Raw genomic sequence first — 15,496 nt, 5'->3', positions numbered from 1 at the left:
TCGTCTAGCAGCATCACAAGCCCAGCTAGACGATGAGAAAGGCCGCAACAACCAGCCCCCGAACTCCCCCTAAAACCCCCTAAAAGCGCCCTAGTGCCACGTGACCTCGGTGTAGGAGATAGTGGTGATGATGCGCTCGCGCAGCGGCTCAGGAGCCTTCGTTGGCTGGCAGCAATCCCGGACGATGGCGCGAACGGCCCGCTCAGACTCGGCAATACTGCGACACTCCGGACATTGCGCGATCTCGGAGGTGATTTCCTCGCGGCGCTGTGGGGAAGTTTCTTCGTCGAAAAGTTCGCACAGCAGGCGGTATGTCGCTTCGCATCCGTGTCCCGTAGCCATTACTTCTCCTTCGCCGCAGTGTCGGTGTCCTGCATGTCCGCGTGGTCGAGGCCAATGCCTCGTTCCTTCGCCACGTCTTTCAACATGCCGCGCAGTTGTTTTCTTCCACGGTGCAGTCGGCTCATGACAGTGCCCATGGGGATGTCCAGCACTTCGGCGATTTCCTTGTACGCCAGCCCTTCAACATCGGCGTAGTAGACCACCATGCGGTAGTCCTCGTTCAACGCGTTGAGCGCCTCGGAGATCCGCGAGTTCGGCATTGCCTTGAGCGCTTCAACCTCGGCGGATTCCAGTCCCGTCGAGTCGTGCGAGCTCGAGGAGTACAACTGGTAATCCGTCACTTCGTCCGCGGAGGTTTCCAGCGGCCGGCGCTGTTTCTTGCGGTACGAGTTGATGTAGGTGTTGGTCATGATCCGGTACAGCCACGCCTTGAGATTGGTACCGGGCGTGAAGCTGTCGAAGTTTTTGTACGCCTTGAGGTAGGTCTCTTGCACCAGGTCTTCGGCGTCTTGCGGGTTGCGGGTCATGCGCAGGGCTCCGCCGTAGAGTTGGTCGAGCAGCGGCATGGCTTCTTCGGCGAAGCGTGCCTTTGCTTCTTGATCAAGCTCGGTTTCGGGCATGCTCGCTATTGTAGGTCAGCGCTAAAATCGCCCCATGGCTGCTAAGACTCGCGCACTGAGCGCCCTTTCTCAAACCCCTCATGAGGTGCTCGAATACACCCCGAGCAAGGATCATTTCGGCGCACATTCTGCTGCTGAGTTGGGCCGTGACCCCCACACGGTGCTGAAGACTTTGGTGATCCATCACGAACGCGACATGGCGATCTGTTGCGTGCCCGTCGCCGGCCACCTTTCGCTCAAGGCGGCGGCGAAAGCGCTGGGTTGGAAGCGTGCGGAGATGACCGATCCTGCTCAGGCGCAGCGTGCGACCGGCTATGTCGTGGGCGGGATCTCCCCGCTGGGCACCACCAAGCGCATGCCTACGCTTATCGACGACTCCGTCGCCGACCTCGAAACCATCACCGTCTCCGCCGGCCAACGGGGCCTTTCTATTGCGCTGTCGCCTACCGACCTGGCGGAGCTGACCAACGCGAAGTTCGCGCCTATCGGGACTGAATAGCCATGGACTAGCCCGAGATCAACTCCGCGTAGTCGTTGCGCACGTTGCCCACTTCCTTTGCGGCCTCATTCCACTGCAACGTGTCGGCCACGCGCGAGGGGTGCACAAGTTCTAACGCTTCCTCTGGGGTGCCGTCGACCCACTGGCGGATTTCGTCGTCACGCAGAAAGAGCGGTAGGCGGTGGTGGAGCCAGGCCATGTTGTCGGTGGCGTCGGTGGTGATCATCGTGGTGGATAGCCGGTCCAGCCCGGTCTCCCACAGTGCCGCCGCGTACAGCAAGCCCTCTGCAGGGCGCACGTAGTAGGGCTGCTTGCCGGATTCGGTTTGCTTCCACTCGTAGTAGCCGTCGAGCACCATCAGCCCGCGCCGCGCCTTGAACGCGCTGCGGAACGAGGGCTTCTCCGCCACCGTCTCTCCGCGTGCGTTGAACAGAGGCATGCCGGTGTCGTCTTTCTTCCAGGTTGGGAGGAGGCCCCAGCGGGCGGCGTCGATACGCGCAGTCTGCTCTGCGATCCGGATGAGTGGCACCTGGTTTGTCGGCGCGATGTTGTAGCGCGACGGCGGGGTGCCGTCGGGCGCTTCGACATGGTTGATGCCGGGCAGGGTGGCTACCTCGGAGAGGAGCTCGTCGCCAGTAGTGAAAAGAACGAATCGTCCGCACATGCGCTCCATTATTATGACGTTCATGACGAACATGTGGCCTGCACCGTTCCATCCGGCCCCGATCACCCACACGCAGCGGGTGCCGGGGTCAAAGTCCATGACTAACCGCGCCTACGTGCTGGCGGCACTTGCCGCTGGTCCGTCGACGATGACTGGGGCGCTGCGCTCGCGCGATACGGATCTTATGGAGGCCGCACTGGCGTCCATGGGCACCGGCTTCGAGCACGACCGCGACGTCATCCGTGTGACCCCGGGCGAGTTGCGCGGCGCGGAGGTTGATTGCGGTCTTGCTGGCACCGTGATGCGGTTTGTGCCGCCGGTTGCGGCGTTTGCGCAGGGGCCTGTGCTTTTCGACGGCGACCCCCACGCCCGCAACCGCCCCATCGCGGTTATCCTCGACGCCCTTCGCACCCTCGGCGTGTCCGTTGCGGGTGACGGGATGCCGTTTACCGTCCACGGCACCGGCAAGGCTGACGGCGGCCCGGTGGAGATTGACGCTTCTGGTTCCTCCCAGTTCGTATCGGGCCTGCTTCTGTCTGCGCCCCGGTTCGAGCGTGGCGTGTCCATCCGCCACACGGGTGGCATGTTGCCGTCGATGCCGCACATTGAGATGACGGTGGCCATGCTCGCAGAGGCTGGCGTGAAGGTCACCGGTACCCGTGACACCTGGGACGTTGACCCGCAGCCGATCCGCGGCACCAACTGGGTGATCGAGCCCGACCTGTCCAACGCAGCACCCTTCCTCGCCGCGGCAGCTGTCACTGGCGGCGAGGTGCGTATCCCGAACTGGCCGCTGCGCACCACCCAGCCGGGTGCAGTGATCCGTACCGTCTTGGAGCGCATGGGCTGCGAGGTCGAACTCATCGCCGACGGCTCCACCCAGACCCTGCGCGTGCGCGGCCCGAAGCCTGGCACCTTAAAGGGCATTCGACTCGACATGAGCGACATCGGCGAGTTGGCCCCCACCGTCGCCGCCATCGCGGCGTGCGCCTCCACCCCGAGCGAGCTGACCGGCATTGCGCACCTGCGCGGCCACGAGACGGATCGCCTGGCGGCGCTGACCAACGAGATCAACAACGTCGGCGGCAACTGCGAGGAACTCGGCGACGGCCTGCGTATCACTCCGACCGAGATGCATGGCGGGACGTGGCGTTCCTACGACGATCACCGCATGGCCACCGCCGGCGCCATCATCGGTCTGGTTGTGGAGGGCGTCCAGGTGGAAAACATTGCAACCACCGCGAAGACGCTTCCCGGGTTTGAGGACATGTGGTTGGAGATGGTTTCCAAGTAATGCGCCGCAAGTTTTCCGATTACGACGAATCCGACGTCCGCATCCGCCCCGGCAAGGGCTCACGGCCACGCTCGAAGAACCGCCCGTCGCACGATAATGCCAAGTTCGGTTTGGTCGTGGCGAAGGATCGTGGGCGTTGGGGCGTCGTGCTTGACGACGACGCCACGCGCCTGCAATGCACCCGCGCCCGGGACCTGAAGCGCACCTCGATCGAGGTCGGCGACCGTGTCGGCGTCGTCGGTGACACCTCCGGCGCGAAGGACACACTGGCGCGCATTGTGAAGCGCGAGGAGCGTTCCTCTGTCCTGCGCCGCACGGCTGACGATACTGACCCGTACGAGCGCATCATCGTCGCCAACGCTGAGCTGTTGCTCATCGTGGTTGCCGCCGCCGATCCCCCACCGCGTACCGGTTTTGTGGAGCGCGCCTTAGTCGCCGCGTTTGTCGGCGGCGTGACCCCGGTGGTGTGCATGACCAAGTCTGATCTGGCGGACCCTACCGATTTCGAGCGTGAACTCGCCGACCTTGGTGTGGAGGTGCTGCGCACCGGCGTCGACGACGACATCGCGGAACTGCTCACACACATCCGCGACCGCGTTTCTGCGCTGATCGGCCATTCCGGCGTGGGCAAATCCACCCTGGTCAACCGCATCGTCCCGGACGCGGACCGCGAAACTGGCGAGGTCTCCGGCGTGGGCAAGGGCCGCCACACCTCCACCCAGTCCGTGGCGCTGGAGGTACCCGGCGGTGGCTGGATTATCGACACCCCCGGTATCCGCTCCTTCGGCCTCGCACACGTCGCCCCGGAACAAATCGTGCAGGTCTTCCCCGATCTCGCCGAGGCCGCCGAAGGCTGCTCCCGCGGCTGCACCCACTTGGGTCCGCCTGCGGACCCGGAGTGTGCCTGGGACACGCTCGACGCTGAATCCCCCATCGGGCGCCGCGCGCTGGCTGTGCGCCACCTGCTGGAGGCTCTACACAGCAATAACGAGTGGGAGTTAAAGCAGCTCGAGGAGGAACGCTAACTCGTCTGGGTGATAGAACGCCATGTAGTTGTCTTGGGCGTCGCCGACGGTCAGCTCCGCGTCTTCGTCGCCAAGATCCGCGGCATCGACCACCTCGATGGCCTTCGCGGTGGCTTCTTCGGATTCCTTGATGTCCACGTGGATCGCCGCGACGTCCTCAAGATTCACCGGGCCGGACAGTTTGACCACAGACTCGCCCATATCGGGTGCTTCGGTCGCGTCCACGTCCACGGAGATGACCACTCGGCGGTGCGGGAAGCGCTCCTCGTCCCCAATGGCGAGCAGGCGTAGCGACGCCAACGCTGCGTCATCGAACGCCACATCTTCGATCTCTTCGAGATCGCCCGAGGTGAAGAATTCCTGCAACGCCTTCGTCGCAGAAAAACCCCACCCGCTGCGCGCATGCAACAGACCGTTGTCCTGCAGCGCTTGCAGCATGCCAAAGGTTGCCGGGATGTAGACGCGCACTAGAACTCGCCCTCAATGTCGAACAGGGACTGGATCTCTACCGCAGTGCGGTCCAGCGCGGTGTGCAGGATGCCAATGAGGTTGTATTCCACTGCGGCGCGGATGTTCATGATGTCATCGTCGATCATCACGCACTCGTTCATATCCAGGCCGATCGCGTCGGCTGCCGCCTGGAACGCTGCACGCTCCGGTTTTTCCACACCGATCTCGCCGGAGAGCACAACCGCGTCGACAACGCCCTTGAACTCCCACTCGCGGATCGCGTCCGCAATCTCGCCCTCAGCTGCCTCGTTGGACAGGATGGCCACGGAGACGTCCTTCTTCTTGGCTTCCTCGATGAGGGTCTTCCAGCGGCTCTGGTCTTCAGCGCCCGTGTCCAGCACACCTGCGTAGTCGATGATCAAACCCTGCACTTCGGCCTTCTTTCGTTAGCTTTCGTTAGCTGCGTATTTCGCGTACGTGATGCGTATTTTAGTGCGCACACTCTTTATTTCATTGCGCCAATCGTGAACAATGATACCTACCCCGCGCCGCGCCCACCCCCTCCCGTGACGGAGGATTCCCACATGCCCGCAACCAGGTACTACAGCGTTCCCGGCCACCAGCACATTCAACTCCTCGCACCTGAGCGCCGCACGCCCGCGCCGAAACCGGCGCCGTCGGTGCTCGAGCCGGACGTGGCGCTCAGCGCCACACCACAGACCAATCAACGCGTCGACCCTCTCGTGCGCCAGGCCATCAGTGCTGCGTTCGGAGGCTACGACCCGACTGTGATGACAGCCTCGCGGTTCAGTACGTCGGTGCGCACACACATCCGTGCGTATCGACGAGCCCAGCTCCAACTCCGCGCCCACACCCGCAACACCGCAGTCCTGCCCACCCAGCACGTCCGGGTGATCACCTGCCACTCTGGTGAGGCCGGCGAGTTCTACGGCACCGTGGAGAAAGGCGGGCGACGCCTCGCCTTTGCCGCGAAGATGGCGGACGGCAAACTGCAGTCGTTCAAAATACTGGAGCCGCCTGCGCGCAACACGTCGCAGACGGCTCCTCACGCCCTCACCAGGGCGTTGCCCTCAGTGTGAGACCGCACTGGCCCAAACAGTGGCCCCAAACAGTGGGTCAGCGGCGGTTTTAGACGGTGGCGGTGCCGCCGTCAGTCTCGCCCTCAGCAGCCTGGGCTGGCTGGGTCTCAAACTGCTTACGCATGGCAAACAGCTGGCGCACGGTCTCTTCCTGGATCGCCTCGTTCATGGCGTTGAACATGTCGCCACCCTCCTTCTGGTACTCCACCAGCGGGTCGCGCTGCGCCATCGCACGCAGGCCAATACCTTCCTTGAGGTAGTCCATCTCGTAGAGGTGCTCGCGCCACTTCGTATCGATGATCGGCAGGATCACCATGCGCTCCAGGTTGCGCATCTGCTCTTCGCCGCCGATCGCAGAGATGTTCTCTTCGAGGTTGTCGTAGAGGGCGTTGGCGTCGTCGAGAAGCGCCTGGCGCAACTGTGCCGAGGTCAGCTCACCCGGACGACCGTACTCGTCACCATCGATGAGTTCCTGCGGCGTCACGGACGAGCCGTACAGGGACTCGAGTGCGTGCCAGAGTTCCTCGAGGTTCCAGTCCTCCACGTAGCCTTCCGCGGTCTCCGCATCGACGTACGCAGTGATGGTGGACTCGATCATGCGACGCACCTGGTCCTTGATGTCCTTCGACGCCAGGATCTCCTGACGCTCGCCGTAGACCACCTTGCGCTGCTCGTTGAGCACCTCGTCGTACTTGAGCACGTTCTTACGCATCTCAAAGTTCTGGTTCTCAACCTGCGACTGTGCGCCCTTGATGGCGTTGGACACCATCTTCGCCTCGATCGGCACATCGTCCGGAACGTTGAGGCGGTTCATCATGTTCTCCATGGTCTGACCCACGAAGCGAACCATCAACTCATCGCGCATGGACAGGTAGAAACGGGTCTCGCCCGGGTCACCCTGACGGCCGGAACGGCCACGGAGCTGGTTGTCGATACGACGCGACTCGTGACGCTCCGTACCAATAACGTACAGGCCGCCGGCCTCACGGACTTCATCACCAAGCTTCTTGGAACGCTCCTTCGCCTTCGGCAACTGCTCGTTCCACGCTTCCTGGTAGCGCTCCTCGTCCTCAAACGGGTCGAGGCCTTGTTCCTGCAGCTTCGCATCCAAGAGAATTTCCGGGTTGCCACCCAGCACGATATCGGTACCGCGACCAGCCATGTTGGTGGAAACGGTCACCTTGCCCGGCAGGCCAGCCTCGGCGATGATGCGGCCTTCTTCCTCGTGGTGCTTCGCGTTGAGCACGTTGTGGGCCACGCCCTTGCGGGTCAGCAGCTGCGACAGGTACTCGGAACGCTCCACAGAGGTGGTACCGACCAGCACCGGCTGGCCCTTCTCCGCGTGCTCCGCAATGTCCTCCGCAACGGCCGCGAACTTGGCTTCCTGCGTCTTGTAGATCAGGTCGTCGCGGTCCACGCGCTGGTTCGGACGGTTCGGCGGGATCTGCACAACGTCCATCTTGTAAATCTGGTGCAGCTCGGCCGCCTCAGTCTCAGCGGTACCGGTCATACCCGAGAGCTTGTCGTACAGGCGGAAGTAGTTCTGCAGGGTAACGGTGGCCAGCGTCTGGTTCTCGTTCTTGATCTCCACCTGCTCCTTGGCCTCAATGGCCTGGTGCATGCCCTCATTGTAGCGACGGCCAGCGAGCACACGGCCGGTAAAACCGTCCACGATCATGACCTCACCCTGACGGATGATGTAGTCCTTATCGCGCTCGAAGAGCTCCTTGGCCTTGATCGCGTTGTTGAGGTAGCTCACCAACTGGGAGTGCTCAGGCGCGTACAGGTTGTCAATGCCCAACTGGTCCTCGACGTACTCCACGCCCTCCTCGGAAATACCGACGGTGCGCTTGCGGTGATCCACCTCGTAGTGGATGCCCTCACGCATACGCGGCGCAAGCTGTGCGAACACCGAGTAGAACTGGCTGGACCCATCGACCGGGCCGGAGATGATCAGTGGGGTACGGGCTTCGTCGATAAGAATCGAGTCAACCTCATCCACAATCGCAAAGTTGTGGCCACGCTGCACAATTTCGTTGACCGAACGCGTCATGTTGTCGCGCAGGTAGTCAAAGCCCAACTCGTTGTTGGTGCCGTAGGTGATGTCAGCGTCGTACGCCTTCTTGCGCTCCGCCGGACGCATCTCCGACAGAATCACGCCCACCTCCAGGCCGAGGAAGTGGTGCACACGACCCATCATCTCGGCGTCACGCTTAGCCAGGTAGTCGTTCACGGTGACCACGTGCACGCCCTTGCCGGACAGCGCGTTGAGGTACGCCGGCAGCACCGACGTCAGCGTCTTGCCTTCACCGGTCTTCATCTCAGCGACGTTGCCGAAGTGCAGTGCGGCACCACCCATGATCTGCACCTTGTAGTGCTTCTGTCCCAGCACGCGCCACGACGCCTCACGGGCAGTCGCGAACGCGTCGAGCAAAATGTCGTCGAGGCTCGCGCCGTCGGCGATGCGCTGCTTGAACTCGGCGGTCTTCGCCTTAAGTTCCTCATCGGTCAGCGCCGCGTATTCATCGTCCAGGGCCATGACCTGGTCAGCGATCTTCGCCAGGCGCTTGACGGTACGCCCCTCACCGGCGCGGAGCAGCTTCGACAGTCCAAACACGTGAGAAAATCCTTTACTACTGGAGTAGGCAGGGCCAAGGTGTAACAACCCGCCATTGTACGCACGCCCACGTTGCAGAGAACAACCCGGCGTTGCTAATCGACGACAAAACCCGCCCGGCCCCTTTCACAGGACCGTGCGGGTAACAGCGCAAGCGCTACTTCTCGCCTGCTTCGGCTTCCGCCTCATCAGCCAGTTCGATCAAACCGTAATCAAACGCGTGACGGCGGTAGACCACAGCCGGACGGTTCGTCTCCTCGTTGATGAAGAGGTAGAAATCGTGTCCAACCAGCTCCATCTCGCTGAGCGCATCATCCACGCTACGTGGAGCGTTGGAGTGCACCTTGGTACGAACGACCTGACCCGGGGTCAGATCCTCAACCTGATCCTCGTACGGGTCAACATCGTACGGACCCTGCGCAGCAGCCTCGCGAGCCCGCGCTGCCTTCTGCTCAGCCTCAAGCTCAGCGGCCAGCTTGCCGGTGCCCTTCGGTGCACGGTGGCCAGACATCGGAGTGGTGCGACGAGCCTTGACCTTGCGCAGCGAACGCTCCAGCTTTGCCACTGCGGCATCCAAGGCGTTGTAGAAGGTGTCTTCCTTCGCCTCAGCGCGTGCGAGGTGGCCCGAGCCAGTTGCGGTGATCTGGATGCGTTCCGCTTCCTGTTCACGACGCGGATTCGGCTCATGCTTGAGCTCAACGTGGAAGGAATTCAGAGTCGGATCGAGCTTCGCAATCTTTGCCAACTTGCCGCTTACGCGTTCCTGGAAGTGCTCCGGAACCTCAACGTTGCGGCCGGTGATGGTCAACACCACATCGGGTCCGAGACCCTCCCCCTGTGCGCCACCCTGTACGGCATTCTGGTCTGCAGAAGTCATGTGCTTCCTCCCTGTGGGTAGTAGGAACTGTGTCCATCACCACTATACAACTGGTTATGACCAATACACGGGGGTTCTCAAAATGTTCGCTATGAGCTTACTGAGAGCTACGCTGCCAAGTGCTGAGCAGCGGATGCTTAGCTGCGGGTGCTCTGCTTCACGTTTGCACCGAGACCTTCAGCGATGGTCTGGCAGGTGCCCTCATCAGTGTTATCGCAGCGGCCAACCCAGTTCTCGCCGACAATGACTTCCTTTGCGTACGGGAACTGCTCCTCCATGAGGTAGCGCGCATAATCCTCAGGCGTGCCGTCGAGCTTGAATTTGATCTGGCCCTTTTCCTTCTGCATGCACACGCCCTCTTCCTGCTTCAACTCCTGCCAGTTGGTGCAGTCGAAGTCCGTGCCGGCGAGGGCGTCACGGATTTCGGAGACCTCCTGAACACGGGCCTCATGAAGTGGGGTGATCTCTGCAGTCGAGCAACCGACCAACGCGAGAACCGGGGCACACACGAGTGGAAGAAGACGCAATTTCATTCCTGTGACCCTACTGGACACCTGCAAAAACACATATTTGGCCTGCGGTTACGCTGCGCACACGGTCACGCACGCACTCACGTCAACCCCGTGGGCGAGCAGCACTGACACACTGGCCTGGAGGGTTGCGCCGGTGGTTACGACGTCGTCGATAAGAACCACGGGACCTGCAGGGATGGCGGCAAGCCGTACTGCTCCGGACAGGTTTGCGCGGCGCGAGGACTCGTCAAGGTTCGACTGATCGGCAGCGCTGGCGTCGAGTAGCAACGCGGGTGTGACACTGCGCCGGGTGGCGCGGCAGATAGCTTCCACGGGGTCGCCGCCGCGGGCGCGTGCCGAGGACACCTTCGTCGGTGCGGGAACCAGCACCGCGCCGACTGCGATATCGCCGCGCGCCTCCAAGTAGTCCAGCCCGGCGTTGAGTACCGCACCGACGTGGCGACGCACGGCAAGGTGGTTACGTTCCTTCATTGCCAACACCACCCCACGGTGCGCACCCGCATAGGCACCTAGTGCGAACACCGGCACCATCGGTGTGGTGTTGGGAAACACGCGCTGCGGCGGGTGCGCCAACTCCATCCGGCAGGTGGCGCACAACAGCGGCCCCGGCACGCCGCATCCGGCGCACTTGCGCGGTAGCAGCAACTCCCCGATATCCCCCAGCATCCCTGACTCCCCTACCGCGCGATGATCGGTAGCGCGCGCATACCTTCCAGACCTGGTACCTCACGCCAGATGGGGTTATCCGCACCTGAGGCCGGCACTTGCAATACAGCATTGACGTCAGTGACGTAGAGCATGCTTGGCGACGCCGCCACTGCCACCACCGGAGCCGAAATATTGCCCGCCGACAACGCGGTCATAGACGAGCCGTCCTGCTCCACACGCAGCACTGGCGACGGGGCGGAGGTACCGACGATGAGTGAACCATCCGCACGCCACTCGGCAGATACGACACTGCCACCGAGCTCCTGGGCGTACTCGAGCACATTGACAATAGAGCGTTCGCCGGAAGCGCCACGCTGGACAATGCCCGTGTAGAGCTTTCCGTCGATCACCATGACCACGCGGGTGCCGCTGCGCGACAGGCGCAGCACAGAAATGTTGCCGTCCACGCCTTCTGGCAGGTCGACGTGCACCTCGCCGGTGGACAATTCGCCACTGGCTGCGGATTGGACTGTGCGCAGGATCCGCTTGCCGTCTGCAACCGACCACACCGCCGCCGCGTTCGCTTCGAAGCTCGGGCGTGTGAATGTACGCGCCCGCATAACCTCTTCCTCGCGGGCACCGAATTTGCCCACGCGAAGCACATCGTCCTTGTCATCGTCTGGTTTGCCGAAGACAGCCGCCCATTGGCCACCCTTGGCCAGGTCGGCTGAAGTGATCTGGCCAGAGCTGCCGAGGCTGCCGTCGACGGCCTGGGTGGTGCGGCCGTCGACACGCAAAATGCGCCCATCGACGAGCGCGTAGAGCGTGCTTTCCCCAGCGGTTTCCACCAGTGGGCTCTCGTCCGCAAAGTCGTCGGTACCGAGTTCGTCAGCGCCTTCGATAAGGGGGCTGCCGTCGGCTTCCAAACGATACGGACCTGTGATGCCGGCGGTGGCAAGGGTCCACACCACTTGGGCAGCAAACTGCGTGCGGCGTGCGGCGTCGACTTCGCTGAAACCAGTAAAGGTAAACGCGCCATCTTTGAACCCCGTATAGGCCACTTTCGACGGCAACGCATTGGGCAACGCTGGACGCAAACGCTCCGCAGGCCCCTCCATAAGCAACCCGATTAAGTCACCCGCCAGGGCCTCGCGACGCGAGTGAACCCAACGGCGGTCGGTGACCAACTCACGGTCGTCGGCATCAAAGAAGTACAGGTTATACGGCTGATACTGGTTACGCAGCTCAGTTCGCTCCATGACCACACCCGCGGGTAGCGACGAAATACGCCACTGCCCATCGATCATGTCCAGCTCGATTTCTGCCTCGTATTTGCCGCGCTCCGGAGCAAACGATCCCCCAGTGCGCACCGCACCAACTACGTTTCCGTGAACCGCAAAGCGACGCTTCCCTGCCGAGGCCCCCGGCAGCGTGGTCACGCCGAAGCTGTCCACGATCAGCTTCTGCCCGCTTGGATCCCACGCCTGGGCAGCGCTCTCCGTCAGGTAAGCACGCGCCATTTCGTAGTCGCCGTCCGGAATCGCCGATGCTGCGTAGAACCCACGCAGCAGCAAGTCTGGCTCCTCATCCTCCGCGGGACCAGCATCCGGCGTCGGAGACTCCGCCGGCGTAAACGGACGCAGCACGTGAGGTGCCGAGTTGGTTGGCAGCGTTGCGCACCCCGACAGCAGGGACATCGCAGTCAACGTGGCCACGGCCGACAGCGCCAACGATGCAGCTTTATTCGTCCTCATCGATGCTCCTCCTGGACTTCAGGCTGCGGATCCGGTGCTACTGCACCAGCAGCTCCGCCGGCAGCTCCGCCAGCAGCGCCGGTACCGGCCCCGCTATCGGTGGAGAGGTCCACTCCCCTGCTGGCGTCAGCTTCGGCATCTCCTGCTTCCTTGGCGGCAACAGGCGCCCTTTGGATCTCGGCAGCATTCTGTCCCGGCGCGACCAAGTCCAACGGGGCGACGTTGATTTTCGCCCCGACTTCTCTCGGCAGCACCAGGCGGAATTGGGAACCCACGCCGTGCGTGCCAGCGGCGTCGAGGATGCCGCCGTGCAATAGCGCATCCTCGCGCGCAATAGCCAGGCCCAGGCCGGTGCCGCCCGAGTGGCGCTTGCGGGACTTGTCCGCGCGCCAGAAGCGGTTGAACACTAACTCGTCTTGGCCTTCCTTCAGCCCAACACCGCGGTCGGTGACGGTGATTGCCACGGCCTCGTCGTTGGAACGCATCACAACCTTCACCGGGTTGCCCTCCGAGTGGTCGATGGCGTTGGCCACCAGGTTGCGCACGATGCGCTCGATACGCCGTGGGTCACCCTCGATCGTCTGTGGTTCCTCCGGGATGTCAAAGTCGACTTCCACATCCAACTCGTCGGCAAGGTGCTGGGTTTGCTGCCATGCAGACTCCACCGGCCCGCGAGCATCCATGCTGGTGGTGGAGAGTTCGGCCACGCCGGCGTCGTGACGCGAAATTTCCAGCAAATCATTGAGCAGCGCCTCGAAGCGGTCAAGTTCCTTGATCATCAACTGGGAAGCGCGCTTGGTCGACGGTTCGAGCGAATCCTCGTTCGCGGCGATCATGTCTGCGGCCATACGCACCGTAGTCAGCGGCGTGCGCAACTCGTGGGAAACATCAGAGGTGAACTGGCGCTGCAGATCACCGTATTCCTCCAGGTTGTTGATCTGCTTAGACAGCGTGTCCGCCATGTTGTTGAAGGACATGGCCAGCACTGCCATTTCGTCTTCGCCATCGACCGGCATGCGCTCGCGCAGATGGCCAGACGCGAAACGCTGAGCAGTTCTCGACGCCGAGCGCACCGGCGCCACAATCTGCTGCGACGCAAGCCACGCAATGCCCATCAAAAGCACCACGACGATCACCGCAGCGATAGCCAAAATGCCACGCATCAGTGCAACGGTGGTGGTTTCGCTCTCCATATTCATGACCAGGTAGAGCTGCAGATTCGGGATATCCGCATTCGTTGGTGTACCGACGATTAACGCGTCATACAACGTCGCATCCGGCCGTTCCACAGTGGCGAATTGGTAGGCCACATTTCCGTCGTTGACGAACTGCGCTAAGCGCTCTGGGATCTGGTACGACTCCGGCGACGAGGTCACCACCCCGCCACCGCTTTCCGCCACCAAGACCGGCTCGTAAAAGCTCGACGTGTCCGAGTGTTCCTGTGCGCGCTGGGTCAAACCTGCACGGGCTGAGTTCAAGCGCGCCTGCAGCGAGGCGGAACTGCCGCTGTTGTCCAGCTGGTATTCGACGGTGGCGCGTGCGCGCTCGATCTCCACACTCGCGGTTTCCAGCTTCGCCTCGGTGATGCGGCTAGTGACCACCGACGCCAGCACAAACCCAAGCACGGACATCACGATTGCGGACACGATAAGTACCGTGCCCACGAACCTCACCTGCAACGAGGTCGACCATGCGTGCGCTACGCGTTCGCGTGCGCGTTTGAGCGCATTCAGCGACTACACCCCCGGCTTGCCGGTCTTATAGCCCACACCACGCACGGTGAGGATGATCTCCGGGTTCTCCGGGTCGTGCTCAATCTTGGAGCGCAGACGCTGGACATGCACGTTAACCAGGCGCGTATCCGAAGCGTTGCGGTAGCCCCACACGGACTCCAGCAGCTCCTCGCGGGTGTGCACCTGATTCGGCTTCTGCGCCATTTCCAGCAAAAGGTCAAACTCGAGCGGGGTCAGCTGAATTTCCTGGCCGCCGCGAGTCACGGTGTGCTGCGGAACGTCAATGGTCAGATCGCCAACCTCGTAGATTTCCGCCGGCTCGTCGTCAGTACGACGCAGACGCGCGCGGATTCGGGCGACCAGTTCCTTCGGCTTGAAGGGTTTGGTGATGTAGTCGTCCGCACCAGACTCCAGTCCAAGCACCACATCCACCGTGTCGGTCTTCGCTGTCAGCATGACAATCGGCACGGCGGACTGCTTGCGGATCTCGCGGCAAATATCAATGCCGTTGACGCCTGGCAGCATCAGGTCGAGCAGGATCAGATCCGGATCAAAGCTGCGCCACGCGCCAACGGCCTCAGCGCCATCGGTGACGGAACTCGTCTCAAACCCCTCGGCCTCAAGCACGATGGTGAGCATCTCGTTGATCGCCGGGTCATCGTCCACGACCAGGATCTTGTGGGCCACATGTACTCCTTTGTCAGGGCTCTTATAGGGGTTGAAATGACGAGGCCTATGCCAGGTCGCGTATTGCCTGAATGATAACCGCAGGATCCGAGCCGCGTACCCACGGCCCACCCCACGACATTTCCGCCAGCCGTCCGTACATCGCATACGTTGCGGCCTGCAGGCCACCATCGCGTTCGTAGCGATCGCGCGCACGCGTTGCGTCCTGCGTCTCGCGCTTCGCTGCGCGTTCCCGCGCAAGCTCCGGGCTCGTATCGACGAGCACCTGCAAGTCCGGCCTCGGCAACCCCAAACGCCCAAACTCCAGGTCTTCCACCCAGCGCAAGGCGGCATCGTCACCGGTACGCGCAGTGGTGTATGCGGCGTTAGAGGCCACGTAGCGGTCCAGGATGAGGACGCGGGACGGATCGACGACGTACTCGTCGAGAAGCGCCTTCGCCCCATGACGGTCAAGTGCGAACAGTGTCGCCATCGCAAACGCGGAATCCGTCACATCCCCCATGCGCCCGTGCAGCGCGTCTTGTGCGAGCTGGGCGTGAATGGAGTCCTCGTAACGCGGAAACGCAAGCGTGTCGGCGTTGAGTTCCTTCTTGATCGCGGTGACAAGCGTGTTCTTGCCCGCGCCATCGATACCTTCAAACGCAATAATCATG

The 15,496-nt window shown here is 62.4% G+C and carries 17 protein-coding genes; 4 read left to right on the top strand and 13 right to left on the bottom strand.

The genetic code is table 11. From position 1 onward, the window contains the following. Positions 1–90: 90 nt before the first annotated feature. Positions 91–342 (bottom strand): hypothetical protein, encoded by a 252-nt coding sequence (locus tag HMPREF3048_RS09580; RefSeq protein WP_070422864.1) that lies wholly within the window; start codon positions 340–342, stop codon positions 91–93. Beyond that, complete coding sequence (locus HMPREF3048_RS09575) at positions 342–962, bottom strand: sigma-70 family RNA polymerase sigma factor (RefSeq protein ID WP_070771973.1); 621 nt, start codon at positions 960–962, stop codon at positions 342–344. The genes HMPREF3048_RS09580 and HMPREF3048_RS09575 overlap by 1 nt, the downstream gene beginning before the upstream one ends. A 34-nt stretch (positions 963–996) precedes the next feature. On the opposite strand from HMPREF3048_RS09575, the gene ybaK reads away from it, so the two are divergent. Continuing rightward, a complete protein-coding gene (ybaK, locus tag HMPREF3048_RS09570; RefSeq protein ID WP_070422862.1) occupies positions 997–1,461 on the top strand; it encodes a Cys-tRNA(Pro) deacylase in 465 nt (154 codons plus the stop codon). Between the two features lie 7 nt (positions 1,462–1,468). Here the strand turns inward: ybaK and HMPREF3048_RS09565 are convergent, their stop codons facing one another. Beyond that, complete coding sequence (locus HMPREF3048_RS09565) at positions 1,469–2,125, bottom strand: SOS response-associated peptidase (protein ID WP_070614845.1); 657 nt, start codon at positions 2,123–2,125, stop codon at positions 1,469–1,471. A 13-nt stretch (positions 2,126–2,138) separates the two neighbouring features. Here HMPREF3048_RS09565 and aroA point away from each other — a divergent pair, with 13 nt between their 5' ends. Continuing rightward, positions 2,139–3,419: a 3-phosphoshikimate 1-carboxyvinyltransferase gene (gene aroA / locus HMPREF3048_RS09560; protein WP_070771987.1), complete on the top strand. Its 1,281-nt coding sequence runs from the start codon at positions 2,139–2,141 to the stop codon at positions 3,417–3,419. Further along, positions 3,419–4,444 (top strand): ribosome small subunit-dependent GTPase A, encoded by a 1,026-nt coding sequence (gene rsgA / locus HMPREF3048_RS09555; RefSeq protein ID WP_070771972.1) that lies wholly within the window; start codon positions 3,419–3,421, stop codon positions 4,442–4,444. Before aroA ends, rsgA begins: the two co-directional genes overlap by 1 nt. Here rsgA and HMPREF3048_RS09550 read toward each other — a convergent pair. After that, positions 4,418–4,912 (bottom strand): DUF6912 family protein, encoded by a 495-nt coding sequence (locus HMPREF3048_RS09550; RefSeq protein ID WP_180950030.1) that lies wholly within the window; start codon positions 4,910–4,912, stop codon positions 4,418–4,420. The two genes, rsgA and HMPREF3048_RS09550, sit on opposite strands and share 27 nt — an antisense overlap. Then, the gene (locus tag HMPREF3048_RS09545) at positions 4,912–5,325 is read right to left on the bottom strand and encodes an HAD-IA family hydrolase (RefSeq protein WP_070422860.1); all 414 of its coding nucleotides are present in this window, start codon (positions 5,323–5,325) and stop codon (positions 4,912–4,914) included. Before HMPREF3048_RS09545 ends, HMPREF3048_RS09550 begins: the two co-directional genes overlap by 1 nt. A 153-nt stretch (positions 5,326–5,478) precedes the next feature. Here HMPREF3048_RS09545 and HMPREF3048_RS09540 point away from each other — a divergent pair, with 153 nt between their 5' ends. After that, positions 5,479–5,994: a hypothetical protein gene (locus HMPREF3048_RS09540; protein ID WP_070422859.1), complete on the top strand. Its 516-nt coding sequence runs from the start codon at positions 5,479–5,481 to the stop codon at positions 5,992–5,994. 49 nt (positions 5,995–6,043) lie between these two features. On the opposite strand, the gene secA is transcribed toward HMPREF3048_RS09540, so the two are convergent. From secA to HMPREF3048_RS09500, 8 genes are all read right to left on the bottom strand, one after another. Further along, positions 6,044–8,611 (bottom strand): preprotein translocase subunit SecA, encoded by a 2,568-nt coding sequence (secA, locus tag HMPREF3048_RS09535; RefSeq protein ID WP_070771971.1) that lies wholly within the window; start codon positions 8,609–8,611, stop codon positions 6,044–6,046. A 157-nt stretch (positions 8,612–8,768) separates the two neighbouring features. Continuing rightward, positions 8,769–9,488, bottom strand: coding sequence for a ribosome hibernation-promoting factor, HPF/YfiA family (hpf, locus tag HMPREF3048_RS09530; RefSeq protein ID WP_070771970.1), 720 nt, complete (start codon positions 9,486–9,488; stop codon positions 8,769–8,771). 137 nt (positions 9,489–9,625) lie between these two features. Continuing rightward, positions 9,626–10,021, bottom strand: coding sequence for a hypothetical protein (locus tag HMPREF3048_RS09525; protein ID WP_070449560.1), 396 nt, complete (start codon positions 10,019–10,021; stop codon positions 9,626–9,628). 48 nt (positions 10,022–10,069) lie between these two features. Next, the gene (locus HMPREF3048_RS09520) at positions 10,070–10,687 is read right to left on the bottom strand and encodes a ComF family protein (RefSeq protein ID WP_070614826.1); all 618 of its coding nucleotides are present in this window, start codon (positions 10,685–10,687) and stop codon (positions 10,070–10,072) included. Between the two features lie 11 nt (positions 10,688–10,698). Next, a complete protein-coding gene (lpqB, locus tag HMPREF3048_RS09515) occupies positions 10,699–12,423 on the bottom strand; it encodes an MtrAB system accessory lipoprotein LpqB (RefSeq protein ID WP_070771969.1) in 1,725 nt (574 codons plus the stop codon). Continuing rightward, entirely contained in the window at positions 12,420–14,087 is a 1,668-nt protein-coding gene (gene mtrB / locus HMPREF3048_RS09510; RefSeq protein WP_371326169.1) for an MtrAB system histidine kinase MtrB, read from the bottom strand. The genes lpqB and mtrB overlap by 4 nt, the downstream gene beginning before the upstream one ends. Positions 14,088–14,159: 72 nt before the next feature. Next, positions 14,160–14,843: an MtrAB system response regulator MtrA gene (gene mtrA, locus HMPREF3048_RS09505; protein ID WP_083279481.1), complete on the bottom strand. Its 684-nt coding sequence runs from the start codon at positions 14,841–14,843 to the stop codon at positions 14,160–14,162. Positions 14,844–14,889: 46 nt separating this feature from the next. Then, positions 14,890–15,495 carry a dTMP kinase gene (locus tag HMPREF3048_RS09500; protein WP_070771968.1) on the bottom strand — a complete coding sequence of 202 codons (606 nt, stop codon included), beginning with the start codon at positions 15,493–15,495 and terminating at the stop codon, positions 14,890–14,892. Between the last annotated feature and the right edge of the window lies 1 nt (position 15,496).

The sequence above is a fragment of the Corynebacterium sp. HMSC075D04 genome (assembly GCF_001815635.1).
GTDB lineage: Bacteria > Actinomycetota > Actinomycetes > Mycobacteriales > Mycobacteriaceae > Corynebacterium > Corynebacterium coyleae.
Note: the sequence above shows the minus strand (reverse complement) of the source record. Positions and strands in the feature narration are given on the sequence as shown.